This is a genomic window from Pseudomonas sp. LB3P31 (assembly GCF_054897945.1).
This window is the reverse complement of the sequence record NZ_CM142710.1, coordinates 4,320,001-4,334,782: the sequence shown is the minus strand read 5'-3', so window position 1 is coordinate 4,334,782 and position 14,782 is coordinate 4,320,001. Positions and strand designations below refer to the sequence as shown.

At 58.8% G+C, this 14,782-nt stretch carries 11 protein-coding genes and 2 rRNA genes (1 of these 13 cut by a window edge); 5 read left to right on the top strand and 8 right to left on the bottom strand.

The genetic code is table 11. From position 1 onward, the window contains the following. Window positions 1-67: 67 nt before the first annotated feature. Window positions 68-1,240, top strand: coding sequence for a hypothetical protein (locus ACYZTK_RS19715; RefSeq protein WP_462011363.1), 1,173 nt, complete (start codon window positions 68-70; stop codon window positions 1,238-1,240). A gap of 12 nt (window positions 1,241-1,252) precedes the next feature. Here the strand turns inward: ACYZTK_RS19715 and can are convergent, their stop codons facing one another. Continuing rightward, on the bottom strand, window positions 1,253-1,888 hold the full coding sequence (can, locus tag ACYZTK_RS19710) for a carbonate dehydratase (RefSeq protein ID WP_462011362.1): 636 nt from the start codon (window positions 1,886-1,888) through the stop codon (window positions 1,253-1,255). Between the two features lie 141 nt (window positions 1,889-2,029). Here can and ACYZTK_RS19705 point away from each other — a divergent pair, with 141 nt between their 5' ends. Beyond that, window positions 2,030-2,434, top strand: a complete 405-nt coding sequence (locus tag ACYZTK_RS19705) for a serine kinase/phosphatase (protein ID WP_462011361.1) — start codon at window positions 2,030-2,032, stop codon at window positions 2,432-2,434. 122 nt (window positions 2,435-2,556) lie between these two features. Here ACYZTK_RS19705 and rimI read toward each other — a convergent pair whose 3' ends face one another. Together rimI and ACYZTK_RS19695 are read right to left on the bottom strand one after the other, a co-directional pair. Next, window positions 2,557-3,009: a ribosomal protein S18-alanine N-acetyltransferase gene (rimI, locus tag ACYZTK_RS19700; RefSeq protein WP_462011360.1), complete on the bottom strand. Its 453-nt coding sequence runs from the start codon at window positions 3,007-3,009 to the stop codon at window positions 2,557-2,559. Continuing rightward, on the bottom strand, window positions 3,002-3,742 hold the full coding sequence (locus tag ACYZTK_RS19695; protein WP_462014937.1) for an energy transducer TonB: 741 nt from the start codon (window positions 3,740-3,742) through the stop codon (window positions 3,002-3,004). Before ACYZTK_RS19695 ends, rimI begins: the two co-directional genes overlap by 8 nt. Window positions 3,743-3,949: 207 nt before the next feature. On the opposite strand from ACYZTK_RS19695, the gene mksB reads away from it, so the two are divergent. From mksB to mksF, 3 genes are read left to right on the top strand one after another with little or no spacing between them, the layout of a single operon-like run. Then, the gene (mksB, locus tag ACYZTK_RS19690; protein ID WP_462011359.1) at window positions 3,950-5,224 is read left to right on the top strand and encodes an Mks condensin complex protein MksB; all 1,275 of its coding nucleotides are present in this window, start codon (window positions 3,950-3,952) and stop codon (window positions 5,222-5,224) included. Next, entirely contained in the window at window positions 5,214-5,915 is a 702-nt protein-coding gene (gene mksE, locus ACYZTK_RS19685; RefSeq protein ID WP_462011358.1) for an Mks condensin complex protein MksE, read from the top strand. Before mksB ends, mksE begins: the two co-directional genes overlap by 11 nt. Next, the gene (gene mksF, locus ACYZTK_RS19680) at window positions 5,912-8,752 is read left to right on the top strand and encodes an Mks condensin complex protein MksF (RefSeq protein ID WP_462011357.1); all 2,841 of its coding nucleotides are present in this window, start codon (window positions 5,912-5,914) and stop codon (window positions 8,750-8,752) included. The genes mksE and mksF overlap by 4 nt, the downstream gene beginning before the upstream one ends. Window positions 8,753-8,923: 171 nt before the next feature. Here mksF and ACYZTK_RS19675 read toward each other — a convergent pair whose 3' ends face one another. The 5 genes from ACYZTK_RS19675 to ACYZTK_RS19655 form a co-directional block, all read right to left on the bottom strand. Beyond that, a complete protein-coding gene (locus ACYZTK_RS19675; RefSeq protein WP_462011356.1) occupies window positions 8,924-11,227 on the bottom strand; it encodes a PqiB family protein in 2,304 nt (767 codons plus the stop codon). Beyond that, a complete protein-coding gene (locus ACYZTK_RS19670; RefSeq protein ID WP_462011355.1) occupies window positions 11,220-11,843 on the bottom strand; it encodes a paraquat-inducible protein A in 624 nt (207 codons plus the stop codon). Before ACYZTK_RS19670 ends, ACYZTK_RS19675 begins: the two co-directional genes overlap by 8 nt. Beyond that, complete coding sequence (locus tag ACYZTK_RS19665) at window positions 11,830-12,489, bottom strand: paraquat-inducible protein A (RefSeq protein ID WP_462011354.1); 660 nt, start codon at window positions 12,487-12,489, stop codon at window positions 11,830-11,832. The genes ACYZTK_RS19670 and ACYZTK_RS19665 overlap by 14 nt, the downstream gene beginning before the upstream one ends. 147 nt (window positions 12,490-12,636) lie before the next feature. Next, a 5S ribosomal RNA gene (gene rrf, locus ACYZTK_RS19660) occupies window positions 12,637-12,752 on the bottom strand. Window positions 12,753-12,921: 169 nt separating this feature from the next. Next, window positions 12,922-14,782 (bottom strand): 23S ribosomal RNA (locus tag ACYZTK_RS19655); it runs 1,031 nt beyond the window's last position.

Below are 14,782 nucleotides of genomic sequence, written 5' to 3'. Positions count from 1 at the left end.
TTCGTTCCGAGCCGCCACCCTGGTGTGGCGGCTGCTTGCAGGGACAGACGCTAAAAAGGATCTGAGCATGTTAAAACGCGCAGGACTGACCCTCGCGGCACTCACCCTGAGTGCCGCCGCCCATGCCGATGTCGATCTGAAACTAGGCAGCACCGAACGCGTCACGCGGCTGTTCGCCTACCCTAACAACTGCAGCGTAATCTGCTTTCGCAACTGGACGCTGGAGCAAACCGTCGAGCATTACCTGACCCAAAGCGTGCAGCGCGATGGCTACGGCTCGGCGAAGGTCCGGGTCTCAACCGATAACGATCAGCTCTACGCGCAAATCAGCGGAGTGCCCGCCGGATATGATAAACCCCTGGCAGCGCTGCTCGACGCCGGGGACCTGGCCTGGTCCGCTGCCAACCGGCTGAACACCGATGGTAAGTGGGCGTACAACTGGTCACTTTTCCTGCCATTGGGCATGGCGTTGAACAATCGCAAAAGTGTTGAGTTGCTGCACTTCCCGCCGGATTACTCGCTGACCCAGGCCCAGGATTACCTGCGCTCGGCCACTACCGATCGTTGGGCCACGCTGCTGACCGCCAACGGCATTCCTGCTGCGCAAACGCCGGGCTACCAGACCATCATCGACATTGCTCCGATTGCCGCGCCAGCCACTGCGGGCAAGGACCTGGAAGGCGTCTACCAGTACTTCACGGACTACCAGACCACCATGGTAAAAGAGCTCAGCCGCAACGCCAGCGGCGCGGCATTACCCATGGTCGCGTTTGGCGCGCCGGTACGGAACTGGATCAAGGCGCAATACGGACCCACCGTCAACGTGCTGGGGCTGGCCACGATCAACCCGAACGCCGGGGCAAAGGTGCCAGTGCTGGGTGCAAATCATCCGAGTTACATCTGGTACGCAGCGAATCCTGCGGCTTACTCAGGAAACGATGCCCAGGCCAAGGCGGATGCCGCCGGGCTGAAAGTCATGGGCCAGGATTTGAGCGCGGCCTGCTGGCAGGCCGGCATGGGCAGTACGCCCGGCAAGGATCCGGCCGCACAACTGACGAGCTGTACCCAGACCTGGCAAGTCAGCCGTACGGAGAAAACCTGCGAACTGTTCTACACCTCAATCCGCAACCTGCCCCTGCACCAGGCCGTCGCCAAATGTGCGTCGGCGCCGATCAAATCTCAGCTCAGACAGCTGAAGACTTCGGCCCCGACGGCGGCGAAACCTGCGCAGGGGCAGTAATCGCGAGGAGCGTTACAGCGGACGCAGGCGATACTGCGGCGGCAACTGTTCGAAACCACTGATGGTCGCGTTCAGGCTTTTCCAGCGGCCATCCTTGATGCCGTAGATACAGCCATGGATCGACAGTTTCTGTCCGCGGTGCCAGGCGTTTTGCACAATGCTGGTGTGACCGACGTTGGCCACTTGCTGGACCACGTTCAGTTCGCAGAGGCGGTCAACCCGCTCTTCTTCAGTCGGCAGCAGGGCCAGCTCTTCGCGCTTTTCGTAGTACAGGTCACGAATCGAGCGCAGCCATCCATCGATCAGGCCCAGCTGGCGATCCTGCATTGAGGCCCGCACCCCGCCGCAGCCATAGTGGCCGGTGACGAGGATGTGTTTAACCTTGAGCACGTCGACTGCGTACTGGATCACCGACAGGCAGTTGAGGTCGGTGTGCAGCACCACGTTCGCCACGTTGCGATGGACGAACAGATCGCCAGGCAGCATGCCCACGATTTCATTCGCCGGTACACGGGCGTCGGAGCAACCGATCCACAGGTACTCCGGTGTCTGTTGACGGGCCAGCTTGGAGAAGAAGTCCGGATCTTCCTGTTTGATCGCCTCGGCCCAGCGTTCGTTGTTATCAATCAGATCTTGTAATTCGTTCATGCTGTAAAGCCTCAAGAATGGTGCGATTGTTTGACAGACAACCACCCGTCGGGGTCACGCGATTGATGCAACTAAGGTGGGTGGAATTCTCGCCAGCCCTGTGGGTCCACCTTAGTAAGGCCCACAGTATGAGGAAATACCATGACTGATTCACGACGTCCTTTCGATGCGACTCAGCCAGAGCCCATCGATGACAACGAAGACCGCATGGGTTCGATGCATGAGCTGGATTTTGACGAAGAAGAGCCCAGCGCGAGGATTGGCGACGAGATTGCGGAAAACGAACGCGAGAAGTTGATGCCTGCTGAGCGAGTTCGGGAGGCTGGTCTGACCGGTGCTTCAACCGAAGATCATGAATCGACGGATGATGACATGAGCCCGGAAACGCTGATCCGCGAGGATGGTGCGCGGGATGCCAAAGAAGCGGGTGAGGATGGACAGGCGGACTGGGATTTGAGCATTGTCGATGAAGATGACATCGGTGGTGGTAACGGGCTGGATGAGGCGGAGCTGGCGCAGCGGGATCCGTTGGATGGGAATCGCTGATCTCCCGTAGGAGCTGCCGCAGGCTGCGATCTTTTGATCTTGATGTCGTTTTTCAAGATCAAAAGATCGCAGCCTTCGGCAGCTCCTACAGGAAATATGTGTTCAATCCATGCAATTGAAGATCAATCCACCAACGTGCAGGCCATGACCACAGCATCTTCGCGTCCACCAACCGCCGGATAATAATCCCGACGCCGGCCAATCTCGTTAAACCCATACCGCTCATACAACCTGAATGCCGAACGATTGCTGTCCCGCACCTCCAGGAAACACTCCCGCGCCTCGGCCTTGTAGGCAATCGACATCAGATGCTCCAGCAGCGTCAGGCCCAGCCCACGCCCCTGGTTTTCCGGCTTGACCGTGATGTTCAGCAAGTGCGCTTCATCAAGAATGATCTGCACCACACCATGACCGACCTGTTGCTGACCTTCGAACATCAACCAGATCTGGTACTTGCACAGCCCATCTAGAAAAATCCCGCGGGTCCAGGGGTGGCTGTACGCCGCATATTCGATCTTCAGGACAACGTCCAGGTCCGCCTCGGTCATCGGGCGAAACGATACAGCGTCACTCATTGGGTTCTTTCCAGCGCGCCATCAGCCGACGCATGGCTTGCCAGACATCAGCCTTACGCTGTGGCTCTTCCATTAATAATTCCAGGCCCGGCAGGGCCCAGACCGAGCCCAGGCCTTCGACCTGGAGTTCACGGTTGAACGATTCGGCATTTTCCTCGCCAGCGAAACGCACCGCCGGCAGACCAATCAGCCAGACGCAGGCGCACGGCGCATCTTCCAGTCGAGCTGACAGGAAGCCCTGCACGAAGTCGCGAGCGGCCTCCGGGCCCTGTTCCATCGTGCCCCGGACCAGCAGCGGCCAGCGCACCGGGTCGCCGACGATCTGCGGGCTGTCCGGCAGGCCGGCAGCGCGCAGCATGTCCTTGAGCAACAGGTAGGCAGGATCGCGGGTTTGAAACGCTTCACCTGTGGGTAACTCGACCAACAGCAGGCAGCGACCGGCGCGCAGCAATTGCAGGGCGAAACGCGGCGGTGGCACAACCGGCGCCTTGACGACGACAGGTGCCTGCTCTTCCTCGGCCTTGGCATTGCTGCGCGTGCTGGCCAACGAAGGCCGCTGCACCTCGATCTTTATGCGCTCGGCGGGCCTGACCACCGGCTCCACGGGCTCGGCAGCCACCGGAACCAGCAATACCGGGGTAACGACCAACGGTTCTGGCGCCTCCAGCAGTTCAGGCCGCGACGGCGCAGCAAAGGGCAATTCGGTGCGCGGCAGCCAGTTGACCACCTGCATGGCGGTCAGATAGGCGCGGCGACGGGACTCGATTAGCAAAGGTCGGCCACTTGTGGATAACTGAAAGTGCGGTGATTCTACCGCCCTTCGCCGAAGATCGCCCGCGCTTGATCGATAGAAAGCCGACTGTCCGTCCCGAGAGTTAATAGCAACCAGCGCGATGCAGTACAATCGCTGCTTTTATTCGCCAACCAGCCGGCCATTCCGATGATCGAACCCAAGCGCGTCTTGCGCGCCCTCGCTGAACACTGGGCACTTCTGGAGCCACTGTGCGAGCACTTCGACCAGGGCACCTTGAGCCTCAACGAACTGCGCACGCAACTCGGCGCCCAGCAACTGGACAGTACACCGCAGGACATCACCAGCCTGCTGGACGTGTGGATTCGCCTCGACATCCTGGTTCCCGTGGCGAAAAGCCCGAACCGTTTCGAGCTGAATGCGCAGATCCATGACTTCCTGGCTTACCTGCGCCGCGAACACCGCCTGGGTCTGTGCCTGGAGATCGAAGCCTATCTGCGCCACCTCGAGCGCCTGGCCGGTTATATCCAGGATGCGTTCGACATTCGCGACGGCCACGACCTGGCGCGCCAGTTGCGTCTGCTGGACATGCGCGTGCGCGATGTATTGAAGAAGCTCGCCAACGATGAGCAGGCCCTGGTGGCCGTGGCCGAGCGCGCCAAGACCAGCGACCGGCAGATTCCGCTGCGCCAGCGTTACGCTGAAGTGCTGGCGACCTGGGACGAATACGTCGAGCCGATGATCCAGCTGGTGAACGCCGACGGCGCCTTCGAACAAGGTGTGCGCAAGGTCGAGAATGTCCTGCTGAAGATGCTCACCGAACAACAACGACTGGGCCATCTGGTCGACGACGACATGCTGCTGCGCACCCACGCGCGCATCCTGGAAATGCAGACCAGCGCCCAGTTGACCCTGCGCCATGCCCGCGAACTGCTGCTGCCCCTGCGTGAAGAGGCTCGTCGCCACAACGCCGTGACCCGTGGCGCGGCGCTGGCCTTGTCGGCCATTCGTCGCAAAGGCCTGGATGCGGTGCCGCAAGCTGCGATGCCGATGTTCACCCGGCCGCAAAGTACCTTCCTCGGCAGCGCCAGTCAGGTTGAAGCCTACGTGTACGCGCTGGCCCGTTTCGAACCGAAACCGGCACGTTTCCCCAAGGCTCACAAGACCCAGAAAGGTGAGGCACCACGGGCGCCACGCACCGTTCGCGAGATGCTCGAACGCTGCGAAGACGCGCTGCCGATGCCGGACCTGATGACCTGGTTGCTGGAGCAGGAACCAGACGGCGCCACCGATGAATTGCTGTATTGGTTCTCGCGCCTGTCGCGGGAAAAACGCTTTAAACGCGAGCGTCTCGAACGCCGCGATTACCACACTCATGAGCACCAGGTCAGCCTGCGCTCCTTCGCCCTGCTCTCGGCCCGCGACAGCGCCGAGGATTCTGCGAGCATCCCCAATGCATCTTGATCTATCCGAACTGTCCCAGCTGGCACCGATCTTTCGCGAGCTGTTCAAGGGCTACCACGTCAGTCGCCGCGATCCGGAACTGTACGCGCAACTGTCGAACTTCCAGGACCAGTACCGCACGCTGTTCAGGGCGCTGGGCTATGAGCTGGTCTGCGACACCCGTGGGTTCTATTACTTTGTCCCGGACCTCGCTGCGGCGGCGGTGAACAAGACCGCGCAACGCCTGGCGCTGTTCACGTTCATCCTCGTCGAGCATCTGGCCGACCAAGGCCGCGATCCGGTCGCCGTACTGGATGGCGGCAGCCTCGGCCGTGATGAACTGCCGTCGCTGCTGGAGAAGTACCGCGACCTGTTCATTCAGGCCGAAGTGCAGACCGTCGAAGAACTCGAAGAAAAAATCATGCGCCGCATGACACAGCTCGGTTTCGCCGGCGAAGAAAACGGCATCTACCGCTTCCTGCCGCCGATGCACCGTTTCCTCGATGTCTGCCTGTCGGTGCAGCAGGACCGCGACCTGGCGGCCAGCCTGCACAGCGTGCTGCCACTGCCGGCGCCGGTGTTGATCGATGACGACAGCGACGAAAAATTGCTGCAAACCGACGATCCGCTGGACCTTGGCGAGTTCGCCGAAGAAAGCGAAGAAGATGCCATGGCCCGCGCCATTGCCGAAGAACAGGAGACTAACGCATGAGCAAGGAACGCTACGGCATTCGCCGCTTCGCCCTGTTGAACACTGCGGGCTACAGCCTGGGCCTGTTCCCGCTGGAAGAACCGCTGTCGGTGTACGGCGCGAACAACCTCGGAAAATCCGCCTCGATCAACGCCCTGCAATTCCCGATCCTGGCGCGCATGTCGGACATGAGCTTTGGCAAATACAGCCTGGAGCAATCCCGGCGCTTCTACTTCGCCTCGGACACCAGTTACATCCTCGTGGAAGTATCCCTGCCCCACGGCCCGCACGTGATCGGCGTGGTCGGCCGCGGCCCGGGCGGTGGTTTCGGCCACCAGTTCTTTGCCTATGCGGGCAAGCTGGACCTGGCGCACTACCAGAAAAACGACACTTGCCTGCGCCAGAAAGAGCTGTTCACCAACCTCGAGCGTGAAGGCCTCAAAGCCTACGAGCTCAAGCCGGATGAACTGCGCCGGTTGCTGGTCGGCGGACACACGTCGATCCCGCTGGACCTGACTCTGATCCCGCTGCGCTCCACCAGCGAGCAGAGTCTGAAGACTTTCCGCGCGCTGTTCATCAACCTGCTGCACATGCGCGAAATCACCGCAGCCAAGCTCAAGCAACTGTTCCTCGATGCCTTCGAGCACAGCTTGCGTTCCGGCAGCGTGGACTACATCGCCGCGTGCGAAGAAGCGTTCCGCGATGTACGACGCATGGAGCAGGACTACAACTCGCTGGTCACCGCCGGCCCGCTGGTCGAGGCGCTCGCAGCCGGCGTCACCCAGCGCAATATTCTGCGCGGCAAACTGCACCGCATCTCGCCGCTGCTCGACTCCCTGCTGGGCACCTGGTCCGATTACGCCGGTGCGCGCAAGGAAGAGCTGACCATCCAGGCCGAGCATTATCGCAACGAACAGGACTCGCTGCAAAACGACCAGCGCGGCGGTACTCAGGAGCTGATGCGCCTGGAGCGGGAAATTTCCGGCATCCAGCGCTGGCTCGGTGAACTGTCGGTGCTCAAGCATCGCTTCGCCCTGGTCGATGACGTCAAGGTCCTCGAACAGCAGTTGCTGGCAGCCAAGGATGCGCACGATGAACTGGCCGGTGCGCTGGCGCAGTCGCGGCAATTCAGCGCCGAAGACCTCGAAGAGCGTCTGCGCGACCTGGAAAAACGCCTGAAGTCGGTCAAGCAGCAACTCGATCATGCCGACAACAACAGCTATGCCCGTCTGCGCGAAGAGTTCTCGCAGCAGGACGTCGAGCGCCTGATGCGCCTGTTCAACAGTGCGTTGTTCAGCCTGCCGCTGGGTGAGCACGGCATCACGCTGGACGAGGATGGCCAGTGGGTCAAATCCATCGAGCTGATCCTTGATGGCTTCAAGGGCGAGCGCTTTGAAGTGCCAGGCCTGTCCATCGACATCTCGCACATCGAGCCGCCGGCACTGCAAGCGTTGGCTGACCGCGCCGCCTTGCGTGATCAGAAAGAACGCCTCGACAAAGAACTCAAGCAGCTGAAGACCCAGGCAGCGGTAGCGGCCGATCGCTCGGCCAGCAAAACCCAGACCGAAGCGCTGTATCAGCAAGTGCTAGACGCACAGAAGGCCCTGGAAGATTTCCGCCGGGCGCAGACCTTGAGCGCCGAGGAAGGCGACAAGCTGGAACAGTTGGCGCAGATGGAAGCCGCGCAGGACGAACTGAAGCGCTCCAGCGATGCCTTCACCGAGCGGGTCCAGCAGCTGTCGGCCAAGCTGCAATTGGTCGGCCGGCAGATCGGCGACATGGAAGCCAAGCAGCGCACCCTCGACGACGCCTTGCGCCGCCGCCAGCTGTTGCCCGCAGACCTGCCGTTCGGCACGCCTTTCATGGACCCGATCGACGATTCCATGGACAACCTGTTGCCGTTGCTCAACGACTATCAGGATAGCTGGCAAGGTCTGTTGCGCAGCGACGGGCAGATCGAAGCGCTATACGCTCAGGTGCGCCTCAAGGGTGTCGCCAAGTTCGATAGCGAAGACGACATGGAGCGACGCCTGCAGTTGCTGATCAACGCTTATGCGCACCGCACCGATGAAGCGTTGACCCTCGGCAAGGCTCGCCGCGCGGCGGTCACCGACATCGCCCGGACCCTGCGCAACATCCGCAGTGACTACGACAGCCTTGAGCATCAACTGGCCCTGTTCAACCGCGAGATCAACAAGCGCCAGGTCTCTAACCTGCAGAGCTTCCGTATCGTGCTCGCGCCGAACAAGGAAGCGTTGAAGCACATAGATCAGATTATCCACAGCGCCGGCCAGTACGAAGAAGGTGAAACCCTCTCCGTGTTTGACCTGAGCCAAAGCGCCGATCAGGACAACAAGAACGAAGAGGCCAAGGAATATCTGGCGCGGCTGGTGGCAGCGAATCACAACCAACTCGGCCTCAAGGACCTGTTCGAACTGGCATTCGAGATCACCAAGGTCAACGGTCAACCGGTGATCCATACCGACATCGATGGCGCGGCGTCCAACGGCACCACGATGACCATCAAGGCGCTGACCAACATGTACCTGTTGCTGCACTTGATGGACCGCGATCAGGCCGGCCGGGTGCGCCTGCCCTACTATCTCGACGAAGCGGCAGACATCGACGAGAAGAACCAGGCCGCACTGCTGGAAACCAGCCTGCAATTGGGTTTCGTGCCGATTCTGGCGAGTGTGAAACCGCAGGTTTGCGCCAGTGTCGCCATCGACCTGGAAGGTGGTAGCGGGCCGAACGGGATTTACATCGACGAGGCGGATTGGAAGTACATCCGCCGTCACGATGAGGTGAAGCCTGTGGTCAGTGTTGCAGCGGATGAACCGGAGCTGGATGCAGTCTGATCCGCATTAATCCGAGCCAATGAAAAAGGCCGCGATCCAATGGACCGCGGCTTTTTTTGTGGGAGCTTTTTGTCGGATGTCAGGGCCTCATCGCGAGCAGGCTCACTCCTACTGTTAGATCTCTGTAGGAGTGAGCCTGCTCGCGATGGCGGCAGCACAGGCGCCAATAAACTACTTACCAATCGCGATCTTCGGCGCCCAGGTCAGCCACTCATCTTCAAACTTATCAAACAACGCAAAAGTCTGCTCCGCACGCGCGGGATTACCCATCCTGTCACCATCCGGCGTAGCAAAAGCGATCCCGCCCTGAATCAATGTCTCCAACGATTCAGTGCGCATCGTCGCCCCTTTGAACAAGCCGTAATCAAAACCGAATCCACTGGAATTCCAGAACCGCGTACCACTGCGCACCAGGGGCGCGTACTTGGGTTCGATCAGGATGTGAATCAGTACGCGGTCAGCAGTCTGGCCCAGCTCATAACCTGTCACCTTGCCCACGGTCACTTCGCGATAGGTCACCGGCACACCGGTTTTCAACGATCCACGACGGGCAGCGCTCAACACCAGGCTCAGGCCGGGTTCGACCTTGGCAAGTTCCGGCGGGCTTGGCAACGCGACGAAACTCTTCTGCGGGCCAAGGCTCTTCGGCGCCGGTTGGACTTCGATGTATTGGCCAGTAACGAGGGTTTCGAGGTTCGACGTTTTGATCAGGCCCAGTTCCGGCTTGACCACCCAGAACTGACTGCCGACCCGGGCGATGCGCTCCGGCACTTCGGTGATGCGCGCGGTGAGCACCACGGACTGCAGGTCATCGGTGAGATCGACGTCTTCGATCTTGCCAACATCCAGGCCCTTGAACCGTACGGGAGTACCCGTGCGCAAACCATCGGCGCGGTCGACCTTGATCGTCACCACGGCGCCCTTCTGGTTGGCCGCGTCGTGGTCGGGGAACAGCCGGAACCGAGGAATGCGCTTCTGCAAGGGTGCTTTGGCCTCCGGGGTTTCAAAAGCAATACCACCGGCCATCAAGCTTTGCAGGGACTCGCTTTTGACCTGGATGCCACCGGTCAGCCCACCAGTGAGCGTAACGCCGCTGGCGTTCCAGAAACGGGTGGATGCGTTGACCAGGCCTTCATACTCTTTCTCGATGTGAACGCCGATCACCAGCTGTTTCCGGGTCTTGGAGAACTGATAGCTCTGGACCGACCCGACCTTCACCTGCTTGTACAGAATCGGGCTGCCCACTTCCAGCGAGCCGAGGCTTTCGGTAAACAGCACCAGGTGCAAGCCAGGCGAGCGCAGGTCCAACGGCGGCGCCTTGGGCCGGGCGACGAACTCGCGTTGTGGTGCAGAGCCCTTGTCACCGGGACGAATGGCAATGTAGTTACCTTTCACCAAGGCTTCCAGGCCGGTGATGCCAGCGAGGGATATCGACGGTTTGACCACCCAGAACTGCGTGCCCTCGACCAGGTAGTCTTCAGCCAATGGGTCCAGGGTCAATTCGGCAGTTGCCGCCGTCAGGTCCGGATCGACCTTGAGCGCCTTCAGGTTGCCGACCTGGATCCCCTTGTACATGACCGGCGTACGACCAGCCTGCAACCCTTCGAAATCGCTGAGCTTGACCTTGATGCGGATACCGGCAGCGGCAGCGTCGAAATCTTCGTAGAGCCGGAACGGCAGGCTCGGATCGGTTGGCGGGCTGTCCTTGCGGTTTTCCGGTGTGGCGAATGCAATACCGCCGGCAACGATACTGGCCAAGGACTCGCTGCGCACTTTCACACCGGAGAGGTTGGCGTCGATGCTGATGCCGCTGGCGTTCCAGAAGCGGGTGTGTTTACGCACCAGATTGGCGTAGGTAGGCTCAATGAAGACCTTGAGTTCGACGGTGCTTTGATCTTCAGAGAGCAGGTAGCTTTTGACCTGCCCCACCTTGATCTGCTTGTAGAACACCGGGCTGCCACGGTTCAGCGAACCCAGACGATCGGCCTTGATGGTCAGGTGCAAACCGGGCTTGGCGTCGGATAGCGGCGGCTCCTCGGCGAGCGCCTTGAACTTGCGGGTAGGCTCGCCTTCGCCTGGACTGATCGCAACATAGTTGCCCGATACCAGGGTTTCCAGGCCAGTGATGCCTGCCAGGGTAACGCTCGGCTTGACCAGCCAGAAACGGGTGCTGGTGCGCAGGTACTGTTCCACGTCCTTGTTCATCTCGACGGTGGCGATCACGCCCTTGGACGCGCCTTCGTCGTCGAGCTTGAGGGTCTTGACCTTGCCCACCGACATGCCTTTGTAGACAACCTCGGTCTTGTTGGCCTGGATGCCTTCGCCACTTTCGAAACGCACCTGAACCTCGAGGCCAGTCTCGTTGTAGGCTCGCCAGCCGAGCCAGCCGCCGATGATCAGGGCGATTAGGGGTAACACCCAGATAGCCGACCAGTTCGAGGCCGGTCGGGTTCTTGCTGTAGGCAAATCAGTCATGGTCGTCGTCCGACTCCGTATTATCCCAAATCAGTCGGGGATCGAAAGTAACTGCGGCAAGCATCGTCAGGATCACCACACTGGCGAAGGCGATGGCGCCAAGATTGGCTTCGACGCTGGCAAGCCGTCCGAAATTCACAACTGCCACGAGGATGGCAATCACAAAGATATCCAGCATCGACCAGCGCCCGATGAACTCGATAAAACGGTACATCAGAATGCGCTGGCGGGCAGATAGTGGCTGGCGACGTTGTACCGAGAACAGCAGCAAGGCAATGCCCACCAACTTGAAGGTCGGCACCACGATGCTGGCAATGAACACCACGGCCGCGATCGGAATCATGCCGTGTTGAACCAGCTGGATCACCCCGGACATGATAGTGCTGGGATCACCCTGGCCCAGGGAAGTGACAGTCATGATGGGTAATACATTAGCCGGGATGTACAGGATCGCGGCCGTGATCAGCAATGCCCAAGTTCGCACCAGGCTGTTCGGGCGGCGGTCATGTACCAGCGCACCACAACGAGTACAGACCTGCTCGTCGGTGTCAGCTTCCTGCCTGTTCAACTCATGGCATTCCGTACAAATCAGAATGCCTGCATCAATCGCCCGCATGGGCATCCTCTCCTGATAGAGCCTGCCAGATCTGATGCGGTGACATCACCACCTCCAGCCAAACCTGGACCAACAACAAACTGATGAAACACGCGAGGCCCAGGCCGACGGTAATCGCTGCCATATCTGCCAGCTTTACAATCGCAACCAGTACGCCCATGAGGTATACCTCGAGCATGCCCCAATCACGTAAATGATGATAAATGCGGTAGAGCAACAAGCCGTAGCTGCGGCCGACATCGAACTGAATACTAAGTAACACGGCCAGCTGGCAGAGCAACTTGAGCAACGGGATCGCCATGCTGCACAGGAACACTACAACCGAAACGCCTTGCATGCCGGTGTCGAATAACCCGACAACCCCACTCCAGACAGTGTCTTGCGCCGATTGCCCGAGTAGATTGAGTTCCATGATGGGCAGAAAGTTCGCCGGGATGAATAACAGAAGAGCGGCGATGACCAAAGCGAGACTGCGCTGCACGACGTTGTGGCGATGGGCATAGAGTTCGTAGCCACAACGGGGACACAGTGCTTTCTCGCCATGGGCGAGTTGGGGCTTGCGCATCAACAAGTCGCACTCATGACAGGCTACCAGGGCGTCCAGTGGTAATTCTGACAGCCCTTGGGCGTCAACCGAATCTGGCATAAAGGCTCTGACTCCGAAATAGTTGGACCTATTCTAGTGTCCTGAACTGAAAATAACTGTGCCTATTTGTGCTACAAACTGATGCTTTTGTTCCAGGCAAAAACAAAACCCCTACCTGCATACGCAGATAGGGGTTTCGGAATTTAATCTTGACGATGACCTACTCTCACATGGGGAAACCCCACACTACCATCGGCGATGCATCGTTTCACTGCTGAGTTCGGGATGGGATCAGGTGGTTCCAATGCTCTATGGTCGTCAAGAAATTCGGGTACCGAATCGTGGCCAGCTGGCCGCGCTTCAGCAAAGTGGGTATGTGATAGTTTTCGGTGTTTGTGAGCATCGAACTTTCGGTTCATTGCGTCTTCACACACCGCAATCTAGTGCTCTTTCGCTTTTCAGCTCGAAGCAAGCAAATTGCTTGGGTGTTATATGGTCAAGCCTCACGGGCAATTAGTATTGGTTAGCTCAACGCCTCACAGCGCTTACACACCCAACCTATCAACGTCGTAGTCTTCGACGGCCCTTCAGGGGACTCAAGGTCCCAGTGAGATCTCATCTTGAGGCTAGTTTCCCGCTTAGATGCTTTCAGCGGTTATCTATTCCGAACATAGCTACCCGGCAATGCCACTGGCGTGACAACCGGAACACCAGAGGTTCGTCCACTCCGGTCCTCTCGTACTAGGAGCAGCCCCTCTCAAATCTCAAACGTCCACGGCAGATAGGGACCGAACTGTCTCACGACGTTCTAAACCCAGCTCGCGTACCACTTTAAATGGCGAACAGCCATACCCTTGGGACCGGCTTCAGCCCCAGGATGTGATGAGCCGACATCGAGGTGCCAAACACCGCCGTCGATATGAACTCTTGGGCGGTATCAGCCTGTTATCCCCGGAGTACCTTTTATCCGTTGAGCGATGGCCCTTCCATACAGAACCACCGGATCACTAAGACCTACTTTCGTACCTGCTCGACGTGTCTGTCTCGCAGTCAAGCGCGCTTTTGCCTTTATACTCTACGACCGATTTCCGACCGGTCTGAGCGCACCTTCGTACTCCTCCGTTACTCTTTAGGAGGAGACCGCCCCAGTCAAACTACCCACCATACACTGTCCTCGATCCGGATAACGGACCTGAGTTAGAACCTCAAAGTTGCCAGGGTGGTATTTCAAGGTTGGCTCCACGCGAACTGGCGTCCACGCTTCAAAGCCTCCCACCTATCCTACACAAGCAAATTCAAAGTCCAGTGCAAAGCTATAGTAAAGGTTCACGGGGTCTTTCCGTCTAGCCGCGGATACACTGCATCTTCACAGCGATTTCAATTTCACTGAGTCTCGGGTGGAGACAGCGCCGCCATCGTTACGCCATTCGTGCAGGTCGGAACTTACCCGACAAGGAATTTCGCTACCTTAGGACCGTTATAGTTACGGCCGCCGTTTACCGGGGCTTCGATCAAGAGCTTCGCGTTAGCTAACCCCATCAATTAACCTTCCGGCACCGGGCAGGCGTCACACCCTATACGTCCACTTTCGTGTTTGCAGAGTGCTGTGTTTTTAATAAACAGTCGCAGCGGCCTGGTATCTTCGACCGGCATGAGCTTACGGAGCAAGTCCTTCACCCTCACCGGCGCACCTTCTCCCGAAGTTACGGTGCCATTTTGCCTAGTTCCTTCACCCGAGTTCTCTCAAGCGCCTTGGTATTCTCTACCCAACCACCTGTGTCGGTTTGGGGTACGGTTCCTGGTTACCTGAAGCTTAGAAGCTTTTCTTGGAAGCATGGCATCAACCACTTCGTGTTCTAAAAGAACACTCGTCATCAGCTCTCGGCCTTAGACTCCCGGATTTACCTAAGAGTCCAGCCTACCACCTTAAACTTGGACAACCAACGCCAAGCTGGCCTAGCCTTCTCCGTCCCTCCATCGCAATAACCAGAAGTACAGGAATATTAACCTGTTTTCCATCGACTACGCTTTTCAGCCTCGCCTTAGGGACCGACTAACCCTGCGTCGATTAACGTTGCGCAGGAAACCTTGGTCTTTCGGCGTGGGTGTTTTTCACACCCATTGTCGTTACTCATGTCAGCATTCGCACTTCTGATACCTCCAGCAAGCTTCTCAACTCACCTTCACAGGCTTACAGAACGCTCCTCTACCGCATCACCTAAGTGATACCCGTAGCTTCGGTGTATGGTTTGAGCCCCGTTACATCTTCCGCGCAGGCCGACTCGACTAGTGAGCTATTACGCTTTCTTTAAAGGGTGGCTGCTTCTAAGCCAACCTCCTAGCTGTCTAAGCC

What these genes read in the sequence shown, in the direction of transcription:
- ACYZTK_RS19675 (WP_462011356.1), bottom strand. Translation starts at nt 11,227, where the DNA reads ATGACTGATTTGCCTACAGCAAGAACCCGACCGGCCTCGAACTGGTCG.
- rimI (WP_462011360.1), bottom strand. Translation starts at nt 3,009, where the DNA reads ATGAGTGACGCTGTATCGTTTCGCCCGATGACCGAGGCGGACCTGGAC.
- ACYZTK_RS19670 (WP_462011355.1), bottom strand. Translation starts at nt 11,843, where the DNA reads ATGCGGGCGATTGATGCAGGCATTCTGATTTGTACGGAATGCCATGAG.
- mksE (WP_462011358.1), top strand. Translation starts at nt 5,214, where the DNA reads ATGCATCTTGATCTATCCGAACTGTCCCAGCTGGCACCGATCTTTCGC.
- ACYZTK_RS19695 (WP_462014937.1), bottom strand. Translation starts at nt 3,742, where the DNA reads ATGCAGGTGGTCAACTGGCTGCCGCGCACCGAATTGCCCTTTGCTGCG.
- ACYZTK_RS19715 (WP_462011363.1), top strand. Translation starts at nt 68, where the DNA reads ATGTTAAAACGCGCAGGACTGACCCTCGCGGCACTCACCCTGAGTGCC.
- can (WP_462011362.1), bottom strand. Translation starts at nt 1,888, where the DNA reads ATGAACGAATTACAAGATCTGATTGATAACAACGAACGCTGGGCCGAG.
- mksF (WP_462011357.1), top strand. Translation starts at nt 5,912, where the DNA reads ATGAGCAAGGAACGCTACGGCATTCGCCGCTTCGCCCTGTTGAACACT.
- ACYZTK_RS19665 (WP_462011354.1), bottom strand. Translation starts at nt 12,489, where the DNA reads ATGCCAGATTCGGTTGACGCCCAAGGGCTGTCAGAATTACCACTGGAC.
- ACYZTK_RS19705 (WP_462011361.1), top strand. Translation starts at nt 2,030, where the DNA reads ATGACTGATTCACGACGTCCTTTCGATGCGACTCAGCCAGAGCCCATC.
- mksB (WP_462011359.1), top strand. Translation starts at nt 3,950, where the DNA reads ATGATCGAACCCAAGCGCGTCTTGCGCGCCCTCGCTGAACACTGGGCA.